Source organism: Streptomyces bungoensis, from assembly GCF_001514215.1.
GTDB lineage: Bacteria > Actinomycetota > Actinomycetes > Streptomycetales > Streptomycetaceae > Streptomyces > Streptomyces bungoensis.
This window is the reverse complement of sequence record NZ_KQ948857.1, coordinates 142,642-166,199: the sequence shown is the minus strand read 5'-3', so window position 1 is coordinate 166,199 and position 23,558 is coordinate 142,642. Positions and strand designations below refer to the sequence as shown.

At 73.2% G+C, this 23,558-nt stretch carries 21 protein-coding genes and 1 tRNA gene; 8 read left to right on the top strand and 14 right to left on the bottom strand.

Annotated features, from left to right (window positions below):
- The first annotated feature begins 40 nt into the window (after positions 1-40).
- On the top strand, positions 41-3,541 hold the full coding sequence (gene cydD, locus AQJ66_RS16905) for a thiol reductant ABC exporter subunit CydD (protein ID WP_061922089.1): 3,501 nt from the start codon (positions 41-43) through the stop codon (positions 3,539-3,541).
- 37 nt (positions 3,542-3,578) lie between these two features.
- On the opposite strand, the gene AQJ66_RS16900 is transcribed toward cydD, so the two are convergent.
- The 5 genes from AQJ66_RS16900 to AQJ66_RS16880 form a co-directional block, all read right to left on the bottom strand.
- Positions 3,579-4,457 (bottom strand): HAD hydrolase family protein, encoded by an 879-nt coding sequence (locus AQJ66_RS16900; protein ID WP_208611379.1) that lies wholly within the window; start codon positions 4,455-4,457, stop codon positions 3,579-3,581.
- 77 nt (positions 4,458-4,534) lie between these two features.
- Positions 4,535-5,437, bottom strand: coding sequence for an LLM class flavin-dependent oxidoreductase (locus AQJ66_RS16895; protein WP_061922086.1), 903 nt, complete (start codon positions 5,435-5,437; stop codon positions 4,535-4,537).
- Between the two features lie 43 nt (positions 5,438-5,480).
- Positions 5,481-5,951 carry a hypothetical protein gene (locus AQJ66_RS16890; protein WP_061922083.1) on the bottom strand — a complete coding sequence of 157 codons (471 nt, stop codon included), beginning with the start codon at positions 5,949-5,951 and terminating at the stop codon, positions 5,481-5,483.
- Between the two features lie 16 nt (positions 5,952-5,967).
- A complete protein-coding gene (locus AQJ66_RS16885; RefSeq protein ID WP_061922080.1) occupies positions 5,968-6,540 on the bottom strand; it encodes an RNA 2'-phosphotransferase in 573 nt (190 codons plus the stop codon).
- A gap of 119 nt (positions 6,541-6,659) precedes the next feature.
- On the bottom strand, positions 6,660-8,411 hold the full coding sequence (locus AQJ66_RS16880; protein WP_107118955.1) for an SDR family oxidoreductase: 1,752 nt from the start codon (positions 8,409-8,411) through the stop codon (positions 6,660-6,662).
- A 233-nt stretch (positions 8,412-8,644) separates the two neighbouring features.
- Here AQJ66_RS16880 and AQJ66_RS16875 point away from each other — a divergent pair, with 233 nt between their 5' ends.
- The 6 genes from AQJ66_RS16875 (at position 8,645) to AQJ66_RS16850 (ending at position 12,863) form a co-directional block, all read left to right on the top strand.
- Entirely contained in the window at positions 8,645-9,610 is a 966-nt protein-coding gene (locus AQJ66_RS16875; RefSeq protein ID WP_061922077.1) for an ABC transporter ATP-binding protein, read from the top strand.
- Entirely contained in the window at positions 9,600-10,532 is a 933-nt protein-coding gene (locus tag AQJ66_RS16870) for an ABC transporter permease subunit (RefSeq protein ID WP_061922073.1), read from the top strand. Before AQJ66_RS16875 ends, AQJ66_RS16870 begins: the two co-directional genes overlap by 11 nt.
- On the top strand, positions 10,529-11,440 hold the full coding sequence (locus AQJ66_RS16865) for an ABC transporter ATP-binding protein (RefSeq protein WP_061922070.1): 912 nt from the start codon (positions 10,529-10,531) through the stop codon (positions 11,438-11,440). The genes AQJ66_RS16870 and AQJ66_RS16865 overlap by 4 nt, the downstream gene beginning before the upstream one ends.
- Before the next feature lie 9 nt (positions 11,441-11,449).
- Positions 11,450-12,169, top strand: a complete 720-nt coding sequence (locus tag AQJ66_RS16860) for an ABC transporter permease subunit (protein ID WP_061922067.1) — start codon at positions 11,450-11,452, stop codon at positions 12,167-12,169.
- 93 nt (positions 12,170-12,262) lie between these two features.
- Positions 12,263-12,505 carry an SGM_3592 family protein gene (locus tag AQJ66_RS16855; RefSeq protein ID WP_061922563.1) on the top strand — a complete coding sequence of 81 codons (243 nt, stop codon included), beginning with the start codon at positions 12,263-12,265 and terminating at the stop codon, positions 12,503-12,505.
- A 270-nt stretch (positions 12,506-12,775) separates the two neighbouring features.
- Positions 12,776-12,863 (top strand) — tRNA-Ser (locus AQJ66_RS16850).
- 187 nt (positions 12,864-13,050) lie between these two features.
- Here AQJ66_RS16850 and AQJ66_RS16845 read toward each other — a convergent pair.
- The 9 genes from AQJ66_RS16845 to AQJ66_RS16805 form a co-directional block, all read right to left on the bottom strand.
- The gene (locus AQJ66_RS16845; RefSeq protein WP_061922064.1) at positions 13,051-13,854 is read right to left on the bottom strand and encodes an HAD family hydrolase; all 804 of its coding nucleotides are present in this window, start codon (positions 13,852-13,854) and stop codon (positions 13,051-13,053) included.
- Complete coding sequence (gene serS, locus AQJ66_RS16840) at positions 13,851-15,128, bottom strand: serine--tRNA ligase (protein WP_061922061.1); 1,278 nt, start codon at positions 15,126-15,128, stop codon at positions 13,851-13,853. Before serS ends, AQJ66_RS16845 begins: the two co-directional genes overlap by 4 nt.
- A gap of 547 nt (positions 15,129-15,675) precedes the next feature.
- Complete coding sequence (pheA, locus tag AQJ66_RS16835; RefSeq protein WP_061922057.1) at positions 15,676-16,611, bottom strand: prephenate dehydratase; 936 nt, start codon at positions 16,609-16,611, stop codon at positions 15,676-15,678.
- Between the two features lie 104 nt (positions 16,612-16,715).
- Positions 16,716-17,999: an iron uptake transporter deferrochelatase/peroxidase subunit gene (gene efeB, locus AQJ66_RS16830; protein ID WP_061922048.1), complete on the bottom strand. Its 1,284-nt coding sequence runs from the start codon at positions 17,997-17,999 to the stop codon at positions 16,716-16,718.
- A gap of 8 nt (positions 18,000-18,007) precedes the next feature.
- Positions 18,008-19,951, bottom strand: a complete 1,944-nt coding sequence (locus AQJ66_RS16825) for a copper resistance CopC/CopD family protein (RefSeq protein WP_061922045.1) — start codon at positions 19,949-19,951, stop codon at positions 18,008-18,010.
- 13 nt (positions 19,952-19,964) lie between these two features.
- Positions 19,965-20,432, bottom strand: a complete 468-nt coding sequence (locus tag AQJ66_RS16820; RefSeq protein ID WP_061922042.1) for a copper chaperone PCu(A)C — start codon at positions 20,430-20,432, stop codon at positions 19,965-19,967.
- On the bottom strand, positions 20,429-21,082 hold the full coding sequence (locus AQJ66_RS16815; protein ID WP_061922039.1) for an SCO family protein: 654 nt from the start codon (positions 21,080-21,082) through the stop codon (positions 20,429-20,431). The genes AQJ66_RS16820 and AQJ66_RS16815 overlap by 4 nt, the downstream gene beginning before the upstream one ends.
- A 90-nt stretch (positions 21,083-21,172) precedes the next feature.
- Complete coding sequence (locus tag AQJ66_RS16810; RefSeq protein WP_061922036.1) at positions 21,173-21,922, bottom strand: YcnI family copper-binding membrane protein; 750 nt, start codon at positions 21,920-21,922, stop codon at positions 21,173-21,175.
- Between the two features lie 120 nt (positions 21,923-22,042).
- Positions 22,043-22,879 (bottom strand): hypothetical protein, encoded by an 837-nt coding sequence (locus AQJ66_RS16805; RefSeq protein WP_061922032.1) that lies wholly within the window; start codon positions 22,877-22,879, stop codon positions 22,043-22,045.
- 231 nt (positions 22,880-23,110) lie between these two features.
- Between AQJ66_RS16805 and AQJ66_RS16800 the strand changes: the two genes are divergently transcribed.
- Positions 23,111-23,557, top strand: a complete 447-nt coding sequence (locus tag AQJ66_RS16800) for an ATP-binding protein (protein ID WP_061922029.1) — start codon at positions 23,111-23,113, stop codon at positions 23,555-23,557.
- Position 23,558: the final 1 nt, after the last annotated feature.

Sequence of the window (23,558 nt, the reverse complement as noted above, 5' to 3'; positions counted from 1 at the left end):
ACGTGAAACACACCCCACTGGGCCGAAGGGCATGTTTCACGTGAAACCCATCGATCCGCGTCTCCTGCGCTACGCCCGGGCCACCCGCCTCTTCCTGGCCGCGGTGGTCGGTCTCGGTGTCATCGGTGCCGGGCTGGTCATCGCCCAGGCGATGCTCATCGCCGACATCGTGGTCGGAGCGTTCCAGCACGGGCAGTCGGTCGCCGGCCTGCGCACTCCCCTGCTGCTGTTGGCAGCCGTCGCGGTGGGCCGGTCGGTCGTCTCCTGGCTCACCGAACTAGCGGCCCATCGCGCGAGCGCGGCCGTGAAGTCGGAGCTGCGCAGGCGGCTGCTGGAGCGTGCCGCCCGGCTGGGCCCCGGATGGCTGAGCGGTCAGCGGACCGGCTCGCTGGTCACCCTGGCCACGCGCGGGGTCGACGCCCTCGACGACTACTTCTCGCGCTACCTTCCCCAGCTGGGACTCGCGGTGGTCGTCCCGGTGGCCGTCCTGGCGTGGATCGTCACCGAGGACTGGGTGTCGGCGGCGATCATCGTCGTCACGCTGCCGCTCATCCCCGTCTTCATGATGCTGATCGGCTGGGCCACCCAGGCGCGGATGGACCGCCAGTGGCGACTGCTGTCCCGGCTGTCCGGGCATTTCCTGGACGTGGTCGCCGGACTGCCGACGCTGAAGGTGTTCGGCCGGGCCAAGGCCCAGGCCGAGTCCATCCGCCGGATCACCGGCGAGTACCGCCAGGCCACCATGCGGACCCTGCGGATCGCCTTTCTCTCCTCACTGGCCCTGGAGTTGCTGGCCACCCTGTCGGTCGCACTGGTCGCCGTGACGATTGGCATGCGGCTGGTCCACGGCGACATGGACCTGTACACCGGGCTGGTCGTCCTGGTGCTGGCGCCGGAGGCGTACCTGCCGCTGCGCCAGGTGGGCGCCCAGTACCACGCGGCGGCTGAGGGGCTCGCCGCGGCGGAGGAGATCTTCGCCGTGCTGGAGACCCCGGCCCCGGTGTCCGGGACCGCAGGGGTGCCCGCCGGGCCGGTGGCCTTCGAGGGCGTGACGGTCCGCTACCCGGGCCGGTCGGCGGATGCCGTCACCGACGTGTCCTTCACCGTCGAGCCCGGCGAGACCGTGGCGCTGGTCGGGCCGAGCGGTGCGGGCAAGTCGACCCTGCTCGACGTGCTGCTGGGATTCGTACGGCCGGGTGCGGGCCGGGTGCGGGTCGGGGGAGCCGATCTCGCCGGCGCGGACCTGGAGGAGTGGCGGTCGAGGATCGCCTGGGTGCCGCAGCGGCCGCACCTGTACGCCGGGACCATCGCGGAGAACGTACGGCTGGCCCGGCCCGGCGCGGACGACACCGCGGTACGCCGGGCGCTGCGGGACGCGGGCGCGCTGGAGTTCGTGGACGCGCTGCCCGAAGGCGCCGGCACCGTGCTCGGCGAGGACGGCGCCGGGCTGTCGGCGGGACAGCGGCAGCGCCTGGCACTGGCCCGTGCCTTCCTGGCCGACCGGCCCGTGCTGCTCCTGGACGAGCCGACGGCCGCGCTGGACGGGGCGACCGAGGCCGAGGTCGTGGCCGCCGTCCGGCGTCTCGCGGCCGGCCGCACGGTGCTGCTGGTGGTGCACCGGCCGGCGCTGCTGGACGTGGTCGACCGGGTGGTGCGGCTGGAGGGCGCGGAAGCACCGACGGCCTCGCCCCGCACCGGGCCGGCCAAGGAGCCTCGCCCCCTGGACCACTCGCCCGTCACCGCCCCCGGCCACCCGGGACATCACCCGGCGGAGCAGCCCCCGGCGGTTCGCCGGAACCCGCTCGCCCGGGTCCGGGACCTCGCCGGTCCCCGGCGCGGGCGGCTCGTGCTCGCGCTGCTGCTGGGCAGCCTGGCGCTCGGCAGCGCCGTCGGGCTCATGGCCACCTCCGGCTGGCTGATCTCGCGGGCCTCGCAGCAGCCGCCGGTGCTGTACCTGATGGTGGCCGTGACGGCGACGCGGGCCTTCGGTATCGGGCGGGCCGTCTTCCGGTACGCCGAGCGGCTGGTGTCGCACGACGCGGTGCTGCGGATGCTGGCCGACACCCGGGTCGCCGTCTACCGGCGGCTGGAGCGGCTGGCGCCCGCGGGGCTGCGGTCGGTGCGCCGCGGTGACCTGCTCACCCGGCTGGTCACCGACGTGGACGCGCTCCAGGACTACTGGCTGCGCTGGCTGCTGCCCGCGGGTGTCGCGGTAGCCGTCTCCACCGGCTCCGTCGCCTTCACCGCCTGGCTGCTCCCGGAAGCCGGGGCCGCGCTCGCGGCGGGCCTCCTCCTGGCCGGTGCCGGTGTCCCGGCCCTCACCGCGGCCGCGGCACGCCGCACCGAGCGACGGCTGGCGCCCGCCCGAGGCGAGCTCGCGACCCGGGTGACCGACCTGCTCACCGGCACCGCCGAGCTGACGGTCGCCGGCGCGCTGCCCGCCCGTTCGGACGCCGCCCGCCAGGCCGACGGCACGCTCACCCGGATCGCCTCCCGCGCGGCCGCGGTCACCGGGCTGGGCGACGGGCTCACCGCGCTGGTCTCCGGTCTGACCGTCACCGCCACGGCGCTGCTCGGCGCCCAGGCGGTGGCCGCGGGCCGGCTGGACGGCGTGACGATGGCCGTGGTCGTCCTGACGCCTCTGGCCGCCTTCGAGGCCGTCCTCGGGCTGCCGCTCGCCGTGCGCCACCGGCAGCGGGTCCGGCGGAGCGCGGAGCGCGTCCACGAGGTGCTGGACGCCCCCGAACCCGTCCGGGAGCCGGAGCGGCCCCGGCAGGCGCCCGCCTCGCCGTTCCCGGTCGTCGTCAAGGGGCTGGCCGCCCGGCACCCGGGGCAGCGGCGCGAGGCGCTCGCCGGGCTGGACCTCACGCTGGAGCGGGGGCGCCGGGTCGCCGTGGTCGGGCCGTCCGGTTCCGGCAAGACGACCCTGGCCCAGGTGCTGCTGCGGTTCCTCGACCCGGAGGCGGGTTCGTACACGCTGGCCGGTGTGGACGCCCGCGGGCTGGCCGGGGACGACGTGCGGCGGTTCGTCGGGCTGTGCGCCCAGGACGCGCACCTTTTCGACAGCAGTGTGCGCGAGAACCTGCTGCTCGCCCGGAAGGACGCCACCGAGGACGACCTGCGCGACGCGCTGGGCCGGGCCCGGCTGCTGGACTGGGTGGACGGGCTGCCGGACGGCCTGGACACGCTCGTCGGCGAGCACGGCGCCCGGCTGTCCGGCGGACAGGGCCGGCGCCTCGCCCTGGCCCGCGCGCTCCTCGCCGACTTCCCGGTGCTCGTCCTGGACGAGCCCGCCGAGCACCTGGACCTGCCGACGGCGGACGCGCTCACCGCGGACCTGCTGGCCGCCACCGAAGGGCGCACGACCCTCCTGATCACCCACCGGCTGGCCGGACTCGACGCGGTCGACGAGGTGGTCGTCCTGGAGGCCGGCCGGGTGGTGCAGCGAGGCCCCTACGCGGAACTGGCGGCCGTCGACGGACCGCTGCGCGCGATGATCCGGCGGGAGGCGGCGGCGGAGGTCCCGGCAGCGGTGCGGTGACCGCAGCCCGGCGGACGGGGCCGGGCGGCGGGGAGCGCTACGCCAGCAGTTCCTCGATCACGATCGCCACCCCGTCCTCGTTGTTGGCGACGGTGCGGCCGGAGGCGGCGGCGAGGACGTCCGGGTGGGCGTTGCCCATCGCGTAGGACCGGCCGGCCCAGGTCAGCATCTCGAGGTCGTTGGGCATGTCACCGAAGGCGACGACCTCCTCGTGCGAGATGCCGCGTTCGGCGCAGCACAGGGCGAGCGTGCTGGCCTTGGAGACGCCGGGCCCGCTGATCTCCAGCAGGGCGCTGGGGCTGGAGCGGGTGACGTTGGCCCGCCGGCCGATGGCGAGGCGGGCGAGCGTCAGGAAGGCGTCCGGGTCGAGCTCGGGGTGGTAGGCGAGGATCTTCAGCACCGGCTGGTCGGCGTCGGGGCCGTCGGGGGCGAGGAGCTCCTCGGCGGGCAGGAGGTTGTCCGGTATCTCCATGTGCAGCTTGGGATAGGACGGCTCCTGGTGGAAGCCGTAGGTCTGCTCGACCGCGAACACGGTGCCGGGCGCCGAGCCGCGCAGCAGTTCCACGGCGTCCAGCGCGTTCTCGCGGGCCAGCTCGCGCACCTCGACGAAGCGGTGGGCGCCGGGGCCGCCGTGCAGGTCGACCACGGCGGCGCCGTTTCCGCAGATCGCCAGGCCGTGGCCGTGGACGTGCTCGCTGACGACGTCCATCCAGCGGGCCGGGCGGCCGGTGACGAAGAAGACCTCGATACCGGCCTCCTCCGCGGCCGCCAGCGCGGCGACCGTCCTCGGCGAGACCGACTTGTCGTCGCGCAGCAGAGTGCCGTCGAGGTCGGTGGCGATCAGCCGCGGCCGGAGGGCGGCGGACGGGGTCCCGGGCTGTCTGGTCGCTGAGGTCACCGCGTCATTCTCGCGCATATGCCCGCACGCCCGGGCGGGAGTCCGCACATATGAGTCCCCGGAAACGCCGGGAATGGCCGACGGACGCCCCGTGCTCACGCCAGCTGGGCCCGGGTCTCCAGGGCGATCCGCTCGAAGACCTTCTCGTCCGCGGCGAAGTCGGAGTCCGGGATCGGCCAGTGGATCACGATCTCGGTGAACCCCAGCTCCTGGTGGCGGCCGGCGAAGTCCACGAAGGCGTCCAGGGACCTGAGCGGGCGGTCGCGGTCCGGGGTGAAGCCGGTGAGCAGGACCTTGTCGAGTTCCGCCGCGTCCCGGCCGGCCGCCGCGCAGGCCTCGGACAGCTTGGCCAGCTGTCCGCGCAGCGCCTCGACGGACTGCTCCGGGGTACCGGTCTCGTACAGCTTCGGGTCGCCGGTCGTCACCCACGCCTGCCCGTGGCGCGCGGCGAGCTTCAGCCCGCGCGGGCCGGTGGCGGCCACCGCGAACGGCAGCCGGGGCCGCTGGACGCAGCCGGGGATGGTGCGCGCCTCGTGCGCCGAGTAGTACCGGCCCTCGTACGTCACCGCGTCCTCGGTGAGCAGCCGGTCGAGCAGGGGCACGAACTCGGCGAACCGGTCGGCGCGTTCGCGCGGGGTCCACGGCTCCTGGCCGAGGGCGCTCGCGTCGAAGCCGGTGCCGCCCGCGCCGATGCCGAGGGTGACCCGGCCGCCGGAGACGTCGTCCAGCGAGATCAGTTCCTTGGCGAGGGTCACCGGGTGCCGGAAGTTCGGCGAGGTGACCAGCGTGCCGAGGCGGATCCGGTCGGTGGCGGCAGCGGCGGCGGTCAGTGTCGGCACGGCACCGAACCAGGGGCCGTCGCGGAAGCTGCGCCAGGACAGGTGGTCGTACGTGTACGCGGTGTGGAAGCCGAGCTGCTCGGCCCGTACCCAGGCCGCTCGGCCGCCCTCGTGCCAGCGGCGGTGGGGCAGGATCACGGTGCTCAGACGCGGACTCATGCCCCTGAGCGTACGGGGGCCCGGGGAACATGGCCGAAACCGGTCACCGCAGGTGCCGGCTGAGCCACGGACTGAGCAGGATCACCGGGAAGCGCTCCGTGTGCGCCCGGTCGCCGGGCAGCGGGACGACGAGGCGGTAACCGGGCGGGAAGCGGCGCGTGCGGACGTGGGCGAGACCGTCGAAGACGGAGCGGCAGAAGGCGGGGACGTCGTCGCGCGCGATGTCGTCGCAGGGAATGCCCTCGACGGTGATCTGCGCGTCGTCCTCCGGGTAGAGCCGCACCTCGACCCGGGGCAGACCGCCGAACTCCACGTACGCCTCGTGCGGCAGCGAGCCGTCCGGGTCCGTGGTGACACCGACGCCCGCGGCGGTGCGGCGGGAGGTCCGGTCGGCACCGATGTCGTGGGTCACCTCGATCTCGCGCGCGTACGCGGCGGCCAGGGCCCGCAGGGCGGTGACGGCGGCTTCGGTGGTCGGCAGGTGTCCGGGCGCGTGGTCCATGCCCCTGATCATGCAGGGTGCCCGGTGATCAGGAGGGGCGTCCGGCCGGCTGCCGGTGCGGCTCGGAGAACCGCAGGTAGCGGGCGGGGACGGTCCGGGTGAGCCAGACGCCGTTGGCGCTGACGTGGAAGACGTGGCCGTCGCGGTGCATGGCCGCGGCGTCCACGGTGAGCACGACGGGGCGGCCGCGGCGGGCGCCGACCCGGGTCGCGGTCTCGCGGTCGGCCGACAGGTGGACGTCGTGCCGGCTCATCGGCCGCAGGCCGCCGGCGCGGATCGCGTCCAGGCTGCGGGCGACCGTGCCGTGGTACAGGAACGGCGGCGGGGTGGCCGGCGGCAGGCCGAGGTCGACCTCGACGCTGTGGCCCTGGCTGGCCCGGATCCGGGTGCCGTCGACGGCGAACCGCTGCTTGTCGTTGGCGGCCACCACGTGGTCGAGTTCCTCGCGCGTGAACCGGAAGCCGTGTGCGCCGGCCGCGGCGATCAGCGCGTCGATCTCGACCCAGCCGCCCGCGTCGAGCCGGAGGCCGATGCGTTCGGGCTGGTGACGAAGGTGCTTGGAGAGGTACTTCGACACCTTGACGGTGCGTCTTTCGTCCATGGCTCCAGCGTGCGGCACGAGACGCGGATCACGCAGGTTGTTTTCCGCGGGAGGTTTGATCCACAGCAAGTGCGGTTGTCCACAGGCATGTTGGCGGTGCCTGTGGACAACTTGCTGTGTCACAACCTCGGTTCGACCTTCGCCATCCGCCGCAGCACCCCCGGCAGGTAGCGGGACAGCAGGTGCGCCCCCTTGGCCTCCGGTGTCACCGGAACCACCGCCTTGTCGCCGGCCACCGCGTCCAGCACGGCTGCGGCCACCTTCTCCGGCGGGTAGTTGCGCAGGCCGTACAGGCGGGCCGCGCGCTGCTGCCGGCGGCGCTCCTCGGCGGCGTCCACGCCGGTGAAGCGGGCCGTGGCGGTGATGCCGGTGTTGACCAGGCCGGGGCACACGGCCGTGACGCCGATGTCCTGTGCGGCCAGTTCGGCGCGCAGGCACTCGGAGAGCATCAGGACCGCGGCCTTGGAGGTGCTGTAGGCGGGCAGTGCGCGGGAGGGCTGGTAGGCGGCCGCGGACGCGATGTTGACGATGTGCCCGCCCTGGCCCCGTTCGGCCATGCGCGCGCCGAAGAGTCGGCAGCCGTGGATCACGCCCCAGAGGTTGACGTCCAGGACCGCGCGCCAGTCGTCGGTCGTGGTGGTGAGGAACGAGCCCGCCATGCCGATACCCGCGTTGTTGACCAGCACGTCCAGCACGCCGTACGTGCGGTGCACCTTCTCGGCCAGCTTCTCCATGGCCTGCTCGTCCGAGACGTCCGCCGGCTCCGCCCAGGCCTCGGGGGCGCCGCTCAGCCGGGCCTCCTCGGCGGTGCGCGCGGCGGTCGCGGCGTCCCGGTCGACGGCGACCACGCGCGCGCCGGCCCGCGCGAACGCCAGCGCCGTGGCCCGCCCGATGCCGCCGCCGGCGCCGGTGACCAGTACCAACTGGCCGCCGAACCGGTCCGCGTGGCGCCCGGTGGCCGCCACCCGTGCGCGCCCGCCCTCCACGGCGGTGACGAACTCCTCGACGCAGGCGGCCACCCGGTCGGGCCGCGTGCGCGGGATCCAGTGCCCGGCCGGGAGCGTCCGGCGGGTCAGCTGCGGCACCCACTGCTCCAGGCCGTCGTAGAGCCGCTCGGACAGGAACGGGTCGCCCAGGGGCGTGAGGAGCTGCACTGGCGCGTGCGCGTACGCGTCCGGGCGGGGCCTGCGCAGCCGGGCGCGCACGTTGTCCCGGTACAGCCAGGCGCCGTGCGCCGCGTCCGAGGGAAGGGACGGGGCCGGGTAGTCCCCGGCGGGGAGCTTCTCGGCGCGCCGGAGGATTGCGGGCCAGCGCTTGCCGAGCGGGCCGCGCCAGGCCAGTTCCGGCAGGGCCGGTGTGTGCAGCAGGTACACGTACCAGGAGCGGGCGCCCTGCCCCAGCAGCTGGACCGCCCGCCGGGGCGTCGGGCGCTTCACGCGCGCGTCGATCCAGTGCCCGAAGTGGTCCAGGGACGGACCGGACATCGACGTGAAGGAGGCGATGCGGCCCTTCGTGCGGGCCACGGTGACGAACTCCCAGGACTGCACCGAACCCCAGTCGTGGCCGACCAGGTGCACCGGCCGGTCCGGGCTCACCGCGTCCGCCACGGCCAGGAAGTCGTCCGTGAGCTTGGCCAGGGTGAAGCCCCCGCGCAGCGGCCGCGGCGCCGTCGAGCGGCCGTGGCCGCGCACGTCGTACGCCACCACGTGGAAGCGGCCCGCGAGGCGTTCGGCCACCTCGGACCACACCTCCTTGCTGTCCGGGTAGCCGTGCACCAGCAGCACCGTCGGCCGCGCCGGATCGCCCAGCTCGGCCACGCACAGCTCGACCCCGCCGGTCCGCACCCGGCGCTCCCGCGCACCCTTCAGCATCGCTCCGCCTCCGCTGTCCTGCCGCGCCGCCGCCGGCTGCGGTACGCGTCCGTCACGTGACCCGGCGAATCTGTCAGTTGTTAGAGGAAGCGTCAACAGGCTCGACCGGGAACGGGGGGCAAGCCCTGGGCGGGGGATCCCCTAAGGCCCCGTACGACTCGAGTCTGACGCCAAGACGGCTCTGTGGTCTGACGACCGGGGTGGTGCGGATCACTACCGTCGTAGGCGTGACTGTGATCGCGACCGAAAGCCTGAGCAAGCGGTTCCCCCGGGTGACCGCGCTCGACCGGTTGTCCGTGGACATCGGGCCCGGTGTGACGGGACTCGTCGGAGCCAACGGCGCCGGCAAGTCCACCCTGATCAAGATCCTGCTGGGTCTGTCCCCCGCCTCGGAGGGCCGCGCGCGGGTGCTCGGCCTGGACGTGGCCACCGAGGGCGCCGCCATCCGCGAACGCGTGGGCTACATGCCGGAGCACGACTGCCTGCCGCCCGACGTCTCGGCCACCGAGTTCGTCGTGCACATGGCGCGGATGTCCGGCCTGCCGCCCACCGCCGCCCGCGAGCGCACCGCGGACACCCTGCGCCACGTCGGCCTGTACGAGGAGCGCTACCGCCCCATCGGCGGCTACTCCACCGGCATGAAGCAGCGGGTGAAGCTCGCCCAGGCGCTGGTGCACGACCCGCAGCTGGTCTTCCTGGACGAGCCGACCAACGGCCTCGACCCGGTCGGCCGCGACGAGATGCTCGGCCTGATCCGCCGCATCCACACCGACTTCGGCATCTCGGTGCTGGTCACCTCCCATCTGCTGGGCGAACTGGAGCGCACCTGCGACCACGTGGTCGTCGTCGACGGCGGCAAGCTGCTGCGGTCCAGCTCCACCACCGACTTCACGCAGACCACGACCACGCTCGCGATCGAGGTCACCGACAGCGACGAACACCCCGACGGCACCCGCGCGGTCCGCGAGGCCCTCCACGCGCGCGGGGTGGACACCCACGCCGAGGGCGCGGGCCTGCCCGGCGCGGGCCACATCCTGCTGCTGACCGCGGCGGGCGAGGAGACGTACGACCTCGTGCGCGACGTCGTCGCCGACCTCGGCCTCGGCCTGGTCCGCATGGAGCAGCGCCGGCACCACATCTCCGAGGTGTTCACCGGCAGCGACGAGCAGCGGAAGGAGGCCGTCGGACATGGCGGTTGAGCATCCCCCGGCCGGCCCGGGCACCCTGGGGACTTCGCGCGGTGACCAGAGCCGCATCCACGACATCGGCTACCGCGGCTACGACGGCCCGCGCCTCGGCCGCGCCTACGCCCGCCGCTCGCTGTACTCGCAATCCCTGCGCGGCGCCTACGGCCTCGGCCGCTCGGTGAAGTCCAAGGTGCTGCCGATGCTGCTGTTCGCGGTGATGTGCGTGCCCGCGGCCATCATGGTCGCCGTCGCGGTCGCCACCAAGGCGCACGAACTGCCGCTGGCGCACGCCTACACCCGCTACGCGATCGTCACGCAGGCCGTGATCAGCCTGTACGTCGCCGCGCAGGCGCCGCAGGCCGTCTCGCGCGACCTGCGCTTCAAGACCGTGCCCCTGTACTTCTCGCGGCCCATCGAGACCGCCGACTACGTGCGGGCGAAGTTCGCGTCCCTCGCCTCGGCCCTGCTCATCCTCACCGGCGCCCCGCTGCTGGTGATGTACGTGGGCTCGCTGCTCGCCAAGATGGGCTTCGCCCACCAGAGCGAGGAGTTCGCCCAGGGGCTGGTCTCCGTCGCCCTGCTGTCGCTGCTGTTCGCCGGCATCGGCCTGGTCATCGCCGCCGTCACCCCGCGCCGCGGCTTCGGCATCGCCGCCGTGATCGCCGTGCTGACCATCTCCTACGGCGCGGTCTCCACCCTCCAGGCCATCGCCGACGCCCAGGGCAGCGCCGGTGCCGTCCCGTGGATCGGCCTGTTCTCCCCCGTCACGCTGATCGACGGCGTGCAGTCCGCCTTCTTCGGCGGCCGCTCCTCCTTCCCCGGCGGGGTCGGCCCGTCCCACGGCGAGGGCGCGGTGTACGTCCTGGTCGTGCTCGGCCTGATCGCCGCGTGCTACGCCCTCCTGATCCGCCGCTACAAGAAGGTGGGGCTGTGACGACCCTCAGCATCGACCACGTCTCCCGCTGGTTCGGCAACGTGGTCGCCGTCAACGACATCACCATGACCATCGGCCCCGGCGTCACGGGTCTGCTCGGGCCCAACGGCGCCGGCAAGTCCACCCTCATCAACATGATGGGCGGCTTCCTAGCCCCCTCCACCGGCTCGGTCACCCTCGACGGGCAGCCGGTGTGGCGCAACGAGGAGATCTACCGGCACATCGGCGTCGTCCCCGAGCGGGAGGCGATGTACGACTTCCTCACCGGACGCGAGTTCGTGGTCGCCAACGCCGAACTGCACGGACTCGGCGCCAAGGCGGCCCAGCGGGCCCTCGCCACGGTGGAGATGGAGTACGCGCAGGACCGGAAGATCGCCACCTACTCCAAGGGCATGCGCCAGCGCGTGAAGATGGCGAGCGCCCTGGTTCACGACCCCTCGCTGCTCCTGCTCGACGAGCCGTTCAACGGCATGGACCCGCGCCAGCGCATGCAGCTCATGGACCTGCTGCGCCGGATGGGCGACGAGGGCCGCACGGTGCTGTTCTCCTCGCACATCCTCGAGGAGGTCGAGCAGCTCGCCCGGCACATCGAGGTCGTCGTCGCCGGACGGCACGCGGCCAGCGGCGACTTCCGCCGGATCCGCCGCCTGATGACCGACCGCCCGCACCGCTACCTGGTCCGCTCCAGCGACGACCGCGCCCTCGCGGCCGCGCTGATCGCCGACCCGTCGACGTCCGGCATCGAGGTCGACGTCACCGAGGGCGCGCTGCGCGTCCAGGCCGTGGACTTCGGCCGCTTCACCGCCCTGCTGCCGAGGGTCGCCCGCGACCACGGCATCCGGCTGCTCACGGTGTCGCCGTCCGACGAGTCCCTCGAGTCCGTCTTCTCGTATCTCGTCGCGGCGTAGGAGGCCGAAATGTACGACCCCACCGTCGCCCGGCTCACCTACCGGGCCCTGCTCGGCCGCCGCCGGGCCCTCATCCTCGGCGCGCTGCCGCTGCTGCTGATCGTGATCTCCGTGGCCGTACGCGCCCTGACCGGCGCGGACGACCAGACGGCCGCCGACGTCCTCGGCGGGTTCGCGCTCGCCACCATGGTGCCGATCATCGGTGTCATCGCGGGCACCGGCGCCATCGGCCCGGAGATCGACGACGGCTCCGTCGTCTACCTGCTGTCCAAGCCGATCAAGCGGCCGACGATCATCCTCACCAAGCTGATCGTCGCCATCGGGGTCACCATGGTGTTCTCCGCCGTGCCGACCATGATCGCGGGGCTCATCCTCAACGGCAACGGCCAGCAGATCGCCGTCGCCTACACGGTGGCCGCGCTCGTCGCCTCCATCGCCTACTCCGCGCTGTTCCTGCTGCTGGGCACCGTGTCCCGGCACGCGGTGGTCTTCGGGCTGGTCTACGCCCTCGTCTGGGAGGCGCTGTTCGGCTCCCTGGTGCCGGGGGCGCGCACGCTGAGCGTCCAGCAGTGGTCGCTCGCCGTCGCCCACAAGGTGGCCGGCGGGGACCTGGTGACCTCCGACGTCGGGCTGACGACGGCCACGGTGCTGCTGGTCGCGGTCACCGTCCTCGCCACCTGGTACGCCGGCCAGAAGCTGCGGTCGCTGACGCTGGCGGGCGAGGAGTAGGCCGCCGGCGGCCTTGACGGGGACTTCACACCGGTCGCGGCACACTGGGCAAAACGGATGTACGGCTGGAAACGGGGCCTGGGAGGCCGGGTGATGGCGGAGGAGACGCCGCGCAGCAGCGGGGACGAGCGGTCCGGGGGCGACGTGTGGGACGACGTCGTGCTGGACGAGGACTTCATACGCGCCGCCGGCACCTCCGAGCCGTCCGCCCGCGCCCGGATGCTCGCCGCCCGCTGGCGCGCGCAGGAGCCCGAGCCGCGGCCCTGGCGCTCCGACGAGCCGCCCGCGGGCTGGTTCTTCGGCAAGGCGCGCCGGCGCAGGTGGCGGCGCCGCTAGGGCGGCCGGCGTACCGGCGTACCGGTTAATTCGGTGGCGGCGGACTCCTCTGCGGGGCACAGTGGTCATGCCCCGTTCGCCGGGAGTGTCCCGGCGCCGCGATCAGGGAGAGGAGGCGGGCGATGTCCATGCACGGCAGTACGCCCGGCTCCCGACAGGGTGGTCCGAGGCCGGCTCCGGAGTAGTCGCCACCACTCCGTGGAGCCACGGGAACCGCCCGGGGCGGCCGCTTCGAGCACGCGATGCCGCACTCGCGTGGGCCGCCCACCCGGAGGATTGGCCGAGTGGCAAGGCACCGGTTTGCTAAACCGTGGTCGGGTTGGGAAAGCCCGCGCACGTTCGATCCGTGCATCCTCCGCGAGACGTTGTCACCGGGACTCGGGCGCATTTCCGGCGTGCGGCACATGGAGTGGTCGGCCGGTGCCGCGGACGGGGCTGCGCCGTGGGGCTCGGGGCACGTGGCCGAGTGACGGCACCGTCGTGGCTCGTCCTCGTCGCGCGGTTCCCCGCGCCCCTGCTGCCGGGAGCGCCGGCCGTCGGGCGCGCTACGACAGCAACCGCTCCAGCACCTCCGCGATGCCGTCCTCCTCGTTGGAGGAGGTGACCTCGTCCGCGACCGCCTTGAGTTCCTCGTGGGCGTTGGCCATGGCCACGCCGCGGGACGCCCAGGCGAACATCGGGACGTCGTTGGGCATGTCGCCGAAGGCGAGCGTGTCGGCGGCCTTCATCCCCAGACGTCGCGCCGCCAGGGAGAGACCGGTCGCCTTGGACAGGCCCAGCGGCAGCAGCTCCACGATGCCCGCGCCCGCCATCGCCACCGAGACGAAACCGCCGGCCACGCGGCGCGCCGTCTCCGCCAGTTCGTCGTCGCCGAGTGACGGATGCTGGATGTAGATCTTGTTCAGCGGCGCCGCCCAGAGGTCGGAGGCGTCCGTGAAGGGCGTCCCCGGGAGGGATCCCGTGACCGCGTAGCCCGGGCCCACCAGCACGTCCCCGTCCAGGCCGTCCCGGCTGGCCGCCAGGTGCAGCGGGCCCACCTCGGCCTCGATCTTCGCCAGGGCCACGCCCGCCAGCTGCCGGTCCAGGGTGACCGAGGTGAGCAGGCGGTGCGCGCCCGCGTCGTACACCTGTGCGCCCTGGCCGCAGACGGCGAGCCCGTCGTAGCCCAGGTCGTCGAGGATGTGCCGGGTCCAAGGGACGGCGCGGCCGGTCACCACGATGTGCGCCGCGCCCGCCGCGGTGGCCGCGGCGAGCGCGTCACGGGTGCGCCGCGAGACCGACTCGTCGGAGCGCAGCAGCGTTCCGTCGAGGTCGGTGGCGATGAGCCGATAAGGGAAAGCCGTGGTCACTTGGCGACCGGCTCCAGGACCTCCCGGCCACCCAGGTACGGGCGCAGCACGGGCGGCACGTACACGGAGCCGTCGGCCTGCTGGTGGTTCTCCAGGATCGCCACGATGGTGCGCGGGACGGCGCACAGCGTGCCGTTGAGCGTGGCGAGCGGCTTGACCTGCTTGCCGTCACGGACGCGGATCGACAGGCGGCGGGACTGGAACTCGGTGCAGTCCGAGGTCGAGGTCAGCTCGCGGTACTTGCCCTGGGTCGGGATCCACGCCTCGCAGTCGAACTTGCGGGCGGCCGAGGAGCCGAGGTCACCGGAGGCCACGTCGATCACGCGGAACGGCAGCTCCAGCGAGGTCAGCCACTGCTTCTCCCACTCCAGCAGCCGCTGGTGCTCGGCCTGGGAGTCCTCGGGGGCGACGTACGAGAACATCTCGACCTTGTCGAACTGGTGTACGCGGAAGATGCCCCGGGTGTCCTTGCCGTGCGAGCCGGCCTCGCGGCGGAAGCACGGCGAGAAGCCCGCGTAGCGCAGCGGCAGCCGGTCGGCGTCGAGGATCTCGTCCATGTGGTACGCGGCGAGGGGGACCTCGGAGGTGCCGACGAGGTAGAGGTCGTCGGCGTCGAGGTGGTAGACGTCCTGGGCGGCCTGGCCGAGGAAGCCGGTGCCCGCCATCGACTGCGGGCGGACCAGGGCGGGCGTCAGCATCGGCGTGAAGCCGGCCGCCGTGGCCTGGGCGATCGCGGCGTTGACCAGCGCGAGCTCCAGCAGGGCGCCGACGCCGGTGAGGAAGTAGAAGCGGGAGCCGGAGACCTTGGCGCCGCGCTCCACGTCGATCGCGCCGAGGAGCGTGCCGAGCTCCAGGTGGTCCTTGGGCTCGAAGCCCTCGGCGCCGAAGTCGCGGATCGTGCCGTGCGTCTCGAGGGTGACGAAGTCCTCCTCGCCGCCGACGGGTACGTCGGGGTGGACGAGGTTGCCGAGCCGGAGCAGCAGCTCCTGGGTCTCGGCGTCGGCGGCGTCGCGCTCGGCGTCGGCGGCCTTGACGTCGGCGGCGAGCTGGCCGGCCTTCTTCAGCAGCTCGGCCTTCTCGTCGCCCGAGGCCTTGGGGATCAGCCTGCCGAGCTGCTTCTGCTCGGCACGCAGCTCGTCGAAGCGGACGCCGGAGGACCTGCGCCGCTCGTCGGCAGACAGGAGGGAGTCGACGAGCGCGACGTCCTCTCCACGGGCACGCTGGGACGCGCGCACACGGTCGGGGTCCTCACGGAGCAGGCGAAGGTCAATCACGAGCCCAAGGCTACCGGTGCGGGCTCCCCGCCCACGACTCGCTATTCCGGGAGTTCGGATTCGTCGCTTACGTTCCGTAATGCGTCTCCTGCCGACCGTGTCAAGGAATTTCGTCTCACTCCCTGGGACGGGTCAGGTGTCCGGCGTCACGTTGACCTGATTCCCTTGCGGGGAGCGGGACTTGGCGGGCCGGTTGTCCACAGGGGGTGCCCCCTCCCCGAGAGTTATCCACAGCTGTGTGGAAGGTCTGTGGACTTCGGAATTGATCACTCCGGAAGCGTCCGTCCGACCGAAGAATTCCCGGGTCAAAGTACGCCGACACCCACTTTCGGGTGGAAAAGGGTCGCTCTAAAAGATGAACCAAAGGAAACGAATGGACGAAGGGTGACCGATGCGCCGGTGGCCCCGTCTGGGAGCCGTAGGGCGATTTGTCGACCGGGTCGCCGTGCCGTGTCGACTTGTCCCCAGGTCGAGAGGAGCGCCTGTGGATAACCTCTGTGGATAACGACGATATGCAGGTACGACCGGCTGGGAGCAGCCTAAGGCCTTACTGGAACCGGCCGTCCTGGCAGCGCGCCACCCAGTCCGAAGCCGCCAGGAACTCCTGGTCCGAGGTTCCCGGCAGGGCGGTGCGCTCCTGGCCCGGCCGGATGTCGGCGCGCGGATAGGAGCCGAGGAAACGCACCTGGAGGCAGATCCGCTTCAGCCCCATCAGCGCCTCGGCGACCCGCCGGTCGGAGATGTGGCCCTCGGCGTCGATGCAGAAGCAGTAGTTGCCGATGCCGGCCCCGGTCGGCCGGGACTGCAGCAGCATCAGGTTGATCCCGCGGGTGGCGAACTCGCCGAGCAGGTCGCGCAGGGCGCCCGGGTGGTCGTCCCGCTGCCACAGCACCACCGAGGTCTTGTCGGCGCCGGTCGGTGCGGCGGGCCGGGCGGGGCGGCCGACCAGCACGAACCGGGTCTGCGCGTTCTCCGCGTCGTGGATCCCGGTCTCCAGGGCCCGCAGGCCGTACCGGGCGGCGGCGAACTCGCCCGCGAACGCGGCGTCGTACCGGCCCTCCTGGACCAGGCGCGCGCCGTCCGCGTTCGACGCGGCCGACTCCCAGACGGCGTCCGGCAGGTTCGCCCTCAGCCAGTTGCGCACCTGCGGCTGGGCCGCCGGATGGGCGGTGACCGTCTTGATGTCGGACAGCTGCGTGCCCGGCCGGACGAGCAGCGCGAAGGTGATGGACAGCAGCACCTCGCGGTAGATCATCAGCGGCTCGCCCGCGACCAGCTCGTCCAGGGTGGTCGTGATGCCGCCCTCGACGGAGTTCTCGATCGGCACGAACGCGGCCTCGGCCTCGCCCGCCCGCACCGCGTCCAGCGCGGACTGCACGGACACGTAGGGCAGCAGCTCCCGGGTGGCCGCCTCCGGAAGCGTGCGCAGAGCGACTTCCGTGAAGGTGCCCTCGGGACCGAGATACGCATAGCTCGCTGGCATGCCTTCACCCTAATGGCCGTGGGGAAAAGCGGCTTCCGTGTCTCATGAACACCACCCGGCCGGGTGGTTTGCAGGCCCGTGCGGGTGAATCACCGCTCTTCGGCTCACCCCTCCAGCAGCCGCTGGCCCACGTACTCTCCCTCGGCCGCCCCGCCGGGCACCGCGAACAGGCCGCTCGCCTCGTGCCGGATGTACGTCGACAGCGCGTCCCCGCGGTCGAGCTTGCGCTGCACCGGCACGAAGCCGCGCAGCGGGTCCGCCTGCCAGCAGACGAACAGCAGCCCGGCGTCGGGCGTGCCGTCCGCGTCGATGCCGTCGTGGTAGGAGAACGGGCGTCGCAGCATGGCCGCGCCGCCGTTCCGGTCGGGCCGGGTGATGCGGGCGTGGGCGTTGACCGGGACGACGTACGCGCCCTTGGCGTCGGCCTTCTCCAGGTCCATCGGGGTCGTCTCGTCGCCGCCGGACAGCGGCGCCCCGTCGGACTTGCGGCGCCCGATGACCGCCTCCTGGGCCGCGAGCGACAGCTTCTCCCAGTCGTCGAGGAGCATGCGGATCCGCCGGACGACGGCGTACGAGCCGTTCGCCATCCAGGCGGGCTCCCCCGAGGCGGGTACGAAGATCCGCTTGTCGAAGTCGGCGTCGGCCGGCTTCGGGTTGCGGGTGCCGTCGATCTGGCCCATGAGGTTGCGGGCCGTCATGGGGTGGGCGGTGGCGCCCGGGCTGCGGTTGAAGCCGTTCATCTGCCAGCGCACGCGGGCGGCGCCGGCGGCGTCCTTCTGGATCGCGCGCAGGGCGTGGAAGGCGACCAGGGCGTCGTCGGCGCCGATCTGCACCCACAGGTCACCGTCGCTGCGCGCCTTGTCGAGGTGGTCGGAGGAGAAGTCGGGCAGCGGGTCGAGTGCGCCGGGCCGCTGCTTCTCCAGGCCGGTCCGGCCGAAGAAGCTGTGGCCGAAGCCGAAGGTGACCGTCAGCGAGGACGGACCCGCGTCCCGGGCCACGGCGGTGTCGTCGTGCGGCGCCGGCTCGCCCGCCATCAGCCGCTCGGCCGTCGTCGACCAGCGGCGCAGCAGGGCCGCCGCCTGCCTGCGGCCCGCACCCGCCACCAGGTCGAAGGCGACGAGATGGCCCCGGGCCTGCAGCCCTTCGGTGATCCCGGGCTGATGTTTCCCGTGAAACATCGCCCGGTTCGCGCCCACCGAGGTCAGGGGAGTGGCCTGGGCCGGCGCGGCGGCGTAGCCCACGGCTCCGCCGGCGGCTCCGAGGGCGAGGCCGGTGGCTCCGGCGGTGCCGAGCAGGGCGCGCCGGGAGAGGCCCCGGCTGCCGTCGGCGGCCGGCTCCGGCTCCGCGGACCCGTGCGGGCGGGCCTGGGGAAGGGACTGGTCGGGCATGGTGTCGTTCAGCCGATCTGCGCGTTCTTGGAAACGGTCGCCTGGTCGATGTCGGAGGTGCGCACGGTCACGGCGATCTTCCAGTCGCCCGCCATGGGGATCTGCACCCCTTCGGCCGCCCAGTGGCCGGTGGTGATGTGGTCGGGGGTCACGGGCAGCGGCCCGAGCTTCTTCGCCTCCAGGGTGAAGGCGACCTTCACCTCGGGGACGTCGAAGGCGCGGCCGTTGGGCCGCTGCACGTAGACGTGCATCTCGTTGCCGCCCACCCGGGCGGGGTCGAGGTCGAGGCGGACCAGGCCCTTGCCGTCGGTGCCGCCGGTGTCGAACGCCATGTCCAGGGTCACCGCGCCGGACGAGGAGGACGACGCGGAGGAGCTGGAGGACGACGAGGTGGCCGCCTTGGCCTCCTGCTCGGTACGGCCCGGCTCGGTCTGGGTCAGCGCGGTCGTGACGGCGAGCAGGACGACCGCGACGCCCGCCTCGGCCAGCACCGAGCGGCGCAGGCCGAAGCGGTTCGGGTCGGCGTCGCGGAGCCGCTTTTGCCGGGCGGTGTCCGCGGCGGCTTGCTGGCGCGCGAGCTGCGCGGCGCGCTCGGTGTCCGCGGGAGCGGTGTCCGTGCCGGCGGTCTCCAGGCCGGTCTCCGTGCCGGCGGACGCCGACGCGGAGACGCGCTCCTTCTCGGGCCGCCTCCCGGATTCCCCCGCCTCGCCCTCCGCGGGGAGCGCCTCCCCGAGCCGTCCCGTCCAGCGCCGTGAGATCGACGCGATGCCGACCAGCAGCGCCACCAGCCCGATCTTGACCAGCAGCAACTGCCCGTAGCGGGTCTCGGTGAACGCCGACCAGGAGCCGAGCTGGCGCCAGGACTGGTAGGTGCCGGTGGCGACCAGGGCCAGGACGGAGCCGAAGGCGACGCGGGAGAAGCGCCGTACGGCCGCGCTGCCGACCGGAGTGTCCGCGGGTGCCCGGTACAGCGCGACGAGGAGGGCGGTGAGGCCGCCCAGCCAGGCGGCGACGGCCAGCAGGTGGACGACGTCGACGGGCATGGCGATGCCCGGCTGCAGCCCCGTGGAGGCGTGCTCGGCCATGGCCCAGCTCGCCGCGAGCCCGGCGGCCACGACCACTCCGCCGACGGCCAGCCCGAAGCTCAGGTCGCGCTTCTCGTCGCCCTCCTCCCGACGCTCATAGGCGCCGAAGAGCACGGCGATGAACAGCGCGGCGGCGGCGAGCAGCAGCAGCCGGGAGACCAGCGCGGCGCCGGTCTTGGTCTGCAGCACCTGGCCGAGCAGGTCCAGGTCGAGGACGTCGCCGAGCTTTCCCGAGCCGGTGTAGGAGCCGCGCAGGAGCAGCAGCCACAGGGTGGCCGCGGTGAGCGCGAGCCAGCCGCCGACCACGAGCCGCTGCAGGGGCCGTACGCCGGCGCCGCGCTGCCAGCAGGCGAGCACGAAGGCGGCGCCGCCCGCGAGCACGATGAAGCCGGCGTAGGACACGTACCGCCCGGCCGCGTACAGCGCGCCGACGACACCGCCGCCGGCCGTGCCGACGCCCGAGACGACGGTCTGCGAGGGCGCTCCGACGGAGAAGGTGTACGCGCCGGAGACGGGGTGGCTGTCCGCCGAGACCACCTGGTAGGCGACCGTGTAGGTGCCCTTGGCCAGGCCGCTCCTGAGCCGCACGGCGTACGTCGTGCCGCTCACGTTGGCCGGGGAGCCGACCTGGACCTTGCGGCCCTTGGGGTCGAGTACCTGCAGCGAGTCGCCGTTCATCGCGACCGTCTCGGAGAAGGTGAGCGACACCTGGGTGGGCGCCTTGTCGACCACCACCCCTTGTGCGGGGTCGCTGCCGGTGAGCGCGGCGTGCGCGGAGGCCGGACCGGCGCCCGCGAGCAGCGCGCCGGTGACGGCGAGGAGCAGCAGCACCAGGGTCCGCAGGCGGGGGGTGATGGTCCGGGTCAAGGTGGTCCTTCCCTCAGTTGCCGGTCGACGGGTGGTACGTGGCGGACCGCACCGGCATCTCGACGGTGAGCGGTCCGGTCCTGGCGAAGGTGAGTTTCACGGTGACCCGCTGACCCTGCTCCGGCTTGCGCTTCAGCCTCTCGAACATCAGGTGGTTGCCGCCGCTCTTGAACACGAGCCGGCCGTGCGCGGGGACGGCGAAGGAGGTCTTCTCCTCCATGGCGCCGCCGACGGTGCTGTGCATGGTGACCTGGCCGGCGACCGCGCTGGTCACGGAGGTCAGCCGGTCCCGCGTGCCGCCCTTGTTGGTGATCGTGAGGAAGCCGGCCGCCATGTCGGCGGAGACCGGCTGGGGCATGTACGCCCCGCTCACCGACAGCTCGGGCCCGGCGGGGCCGGAATCCGTCCCGCACCCCGCGAGGGCGAGGGTGAGGGCCGCGGCGCCGGTGAGCGCGGACGCGGGCAGGATGGTGCGCCTCACGGCCTGGCTCCCTTGACGAGCTTGGGCAGGTCCTTGGTGTAGTCGTCGACCGTGGTGTCCTCGCCGTACAGGACGTAGCCGCCGTCCGTCTTCGGGGAGAAGGCGATGACCTGGGTGCCGTGCACCGAGACGACCTTGCCGTTCTTGTCCTTCGTCGTCGGCTCGATGGAGATGCCGAGGGAGCGGGCGCCGGCCTGGATGGTGGCGAAGTCGCCGGTGAGGCCGATGAACTGCGGGTCGATGCCCTTGAGCCACTTGCCGAGCTCGGCGGGGGTGTCCCGGGCGGGGTCGGTGGTGACGAAGACGACCCTGAGGTCGTTCTGCTCGGTCTTGGGCAGCGCCTTCTTGGCCACGGCGATGTTGCTCATCGTCGTCGGGCAGATGTCGGGGCAGTGCGTGTAGCCGAAGTAGACCAGCGTCGGGTGGCCCTTGGTCTCGGCGCGCAGGTCGTACTTCTTGCCGTGCGTGTCGGTGAGCACCAGGTCGGGCTTCTCGAACGGCTGGTCGAGTATGGTCGCGGCCTTGCCCGAGTCGGACGCCTCGGAGACCACGGAGACGGGCGACTTGGCGTCGTCGCCGCTGCCGCAGGCGGAGAGGGAGAGGGTGGCGGCGGCGAGCAGCGCGGCCGCGGCGAACGTCTTCTTGCGCATAGAGAAATGTCCCAGATGTGAGGGCTCCGGCGCGCACCGGGGCCGTACGACAGCCTCGCACGACCCCGGTGCGCGGGTGGAACGGCAGGGTCAGGCGGTGGTGCGGCGGCGGCCGGCGAGGACGCCGTAGGCGACGCCCGCGGCGCCGACGGCGATGCCGATCACGCCGAGCACGCGCGCGGTGGTGTCGCTGCCGCCCGTGGACCGCGCGGCGGCCGCCGTCCGGCCGTCGCCCTTGCCGTCGGTCTTCTCGGAGGCGTCCGTGGCGGCCGCGGTGCCGTGGTGGTCGTCGGTGGCCGCGGACAGCTGCAGCACGGGGGCCGGGTTCTCGGGCTCCGCCCGGCCGTCCTGGGGCGCCTCGATCCAGCGCACGACCTCGTTGTCGGAGTACGTCTGGATCGCCTTGAAGACCATCCGGTCGGTGTCCTCGGGCAGGGCGCCGAGGGAGAGCGGGAACTTCTGGAAGTAGCCGGGCTGGACGCCCTTGCCGTCGGCGGTCCAGGTGACCTTGGTGACGGCCTCGTCGATCTTCCGGCCGTGCACCGTGAGCGGCTTGGCGAGCTTGGCCGTGGTCACCTTCACGTTCCAGCCCGGAACCGGCTGGGGCATGACGGAGGCGACCGGGTGGTCGGCGGGGAGGTTCACCTCGAGCCTGGTGGTCGAGGCGTCGTCGCGCTCGTTGGGGACCTTGAAGTCCACGACCGCGTAACCGCCCTTGGCCGCGCTGCCCTCGGGCTGCACGGAGACGTGCGCGAAGGCGGGCACGGACAGGGCGAGGACGGCCGTGCCCGCGACGGCGCCGGCGGCGGCGACACGGGAGGCGACACGAGAAGCCTGCATGGCAGGAACACTCCACTCTGGGTGAGATCCGGTGAGGAAGAGGTGCGCGCGGGTGCGCGCGGGTGGCCGCGCGACGGCGGCCCCTCTCCTTCGATGGCGTGGAGTGGTGGACGCGTCGCGTCAGGCGGCGAGACGGAACGCGGCGGCGGGCGGGCCGCGGCGGATCACCGTGTGCTGGAGTGCGGTGGTGTGCGGGGCGGGCGCCTCGTCCCGCGCGGTGCGACAGTCCCGCGGGAGCGGCCCGGCCGCGGGCAGCAGCCCGGCGTACAGGGCGTGCGCCAGCGCGAGCGCCGCGCGCAGGGATCGTACGAGCGCCCCCTCGGCGACTCCGTGCGCCGACAGTTCGATCAGCCGCAGGACGGCCAGATCGCCGCGGCGCAGCAGCCAGCCGGTGGCGACGGCCGCGAGGACGTGGCCGAGCAGCATCGGCAGGGAGGGCAGCAGCGACGCCGTGGAGCCGGCGGCGCCGGCCATGGGGGGCATGGCCGGCACGGCACCCTCGGGCCGGCCCGAGGCGTCGATGAGGTGGGCGTCCAGCAGGAGCCGGTAGGCGTGCCCCGGGGTGAGCGCCGACGGGCTGGATCCGCACAGCAGCCGGGTGGCCCGCTCGACGAGCGCGCCGTCGCTGAGCGAGGTGCCCACCGGTTTCGCCGGCATCGCGCCCATGGCGGCGGCCGTGCCGTGCCTGCTCAGCCCGAACAGCGTGTGCAGCACGGTCTGGCCGACGGCGAGCAGCGCGGCGATGCCCGGCAGCGAGCGGGTGCGTCCGGCGAGCGGTGCCACGAGCAGCAGCGAGCCGAGGAATCCCGCGCCGAGCGTCCACAGGGGCACGCGCGCGCAGGAGGCCAGGGTGTGCCCGGCCGCGGCCAGCACGACGCAGACCGCGGCGAACACCGCGGCCCGCAGGATCCGGAGCCCGGCTCCGGGACGCGCCGTGCGCGCGTGGGGGGCAGTCATGGCGGGCTCATCATCCCACCGGCCGGCCCGGCGTCCCGCGGCAGGTGCCCCGATTCCGTCACGTGGGGGCCTACGGCACGCCGGAGCGATCGGGGAAAGTGGCCCGCTATACACCTATTCGTCCCGCCGCACATCGGCCGTATGGGCGGAGTCACGCGAACGGTGTGCTTACGGACACGCACGCGCGGCAATAGGTAACGGTATGTCGAGCCGCGGCCTGGAGGCTGGAGCATGAGCATCTGGTGGTCTCTGCATCTGCGCCGCGAGGCCGCGAGCGTGCCGCTCGCCCGGCGACTGCTGATGGGCGCCATGGAGACGGCGGGGGTCGACCCGGACGTCTCCTTCGACCTGTCCGTCGCCCTCAGCGAGGCCTGCGCGAACGCCGTGGAGCACGGCGGCGACACCACCCGTGAGGACGCCGGCGAGGCGTACCGGGTGACCGCCTACCTCGACGGCGAGAGGTGCCGGATCGAGGTGGCCGACTCGGGGCCCGGGGTCCCCGCCGCCCAGGAGTTCCGGCTCGCCCGCCCGGACGCCGAGCACGGCCGCGGGCTCGGTTTGATCAGGGAACTCGCCGATCACGTGCACATCGGGGCCAAGCCGGGCCGGGGCGGGACCGTGGTGAGCTTCGACAAGATCCTCAAATGGCGGAAGGATGCCCACCTGATCGCCGTGTAGC

What these genes read in the sequence shown, in the direction of transcription:
- AQJ66_RS16900 (WP_208611379.1), bottom strand. Translation starts at nt 4,457, where the DNA reads ATGCGCGAGAATGACGCGGTGACCTCAGCGACCAGACAGCCCGGGACC.
- AQJ66_RS16895 (WP_061922086.1), bottom strand. Translation starts at nt 5,437, where the DNA reads ATGAGTCCGCGTCTGAGCACCGTGATCCTGCCCCACCGCCGCTGGCAC.
- AQJ66_RS16890 (WP_061922083.1), bottom strand. Translation starts at nt 5,951, where the DNA reads ATGATCAGGGGCATGGACCACGCGCCCGGACACCTGCCGACCACCGAA.
- AQJ66_RS16885 (WP_061922080.1), bottom strand. Translation starts at nt 6,540, where the DNA reads ATGGACGAAAGACGCACCGTCAAGGTGTCGAAGTACCTCTCCAAGCAC.
- AQJ66_RS16880 (WP_107118955.1), bottom strand. Translation starts at nt 8,411, where the DNA reads ATGCTGAAGGGTGCGCGGGAGCGCCGGGTGCGGACCGGCGGGGTCGAG.
- AQJ66_RS16870 (WP_061922073.1), top strand. Translation starts at nt 9,600, where the DNA reads ATGGCGGTTGAGCATCCCCCGGCCGGCCCGGGCACCCTGGGGACTTCG.
- AQJ66_RS16860 (WP_061922067.1), top strand. Translation starts at nt 11,450, where the DNA reads ATGTACGACCCCACCGTCGCCCGGCTCACCTACCGGGCCCTGCTCGGC.
- AQJ66_RS16855 (WP_061922563.1), top strand. Translation starts at nt 12,263, where the DNA reads ATGGCGGAGGAGACGCCGCGCAGCAGCGGGGACGAGCGGTCCGGGGGC.
- pheA (WP_061922057.1), bottom strand. Translation starts at nt 16,611, where the DNA reads ATGCCAGCGAGCTATGCGTATCTCGGTCCCGAGGGCACCTTCACGGAA.
- efeB (WP_061922048.1), bottom strand. Translation starts at nt 17,999, where the DNA reads ATGCCCGACCAGTCCCTTCCCCAGGCCCGCCCGCACGGGTCCGCGGAG.
- AQJ66_RS16815 (WP_061922039.1), bottom strand. Translation starts at nt 21,082, where the DNA reads ATGCGCAAGAAGACGTTCGCCGCGGCCGCGCTGCTCGCCGCCGCCACC.
- AQJ66_RS16810 (WP_061922036.1), bottom strand. Translation starts at nt 21,922, where the DNA reads ATGCAGGCTTCTCGTGTCGCCTCCCGTGTCGCCGCCGCCGGCGCCGTC.
- AQJ66_RS16805 (WP_061922032.1), bottom strand. Translation starts at nt 22,879, where the DNA reads ATGACTGCCCCCCACGCGCGCACGGCGCGTCCCGGAGCCGGGCTCCGG.
- AQJ66_RS16800 (WP_061922029.1), top strand. Translation starts at nt 23,111, where the DNA reads ATGAGCATCTGGTGGTCTCTGCATCTGCGCCGCGAGGCCGCGAGCGTG.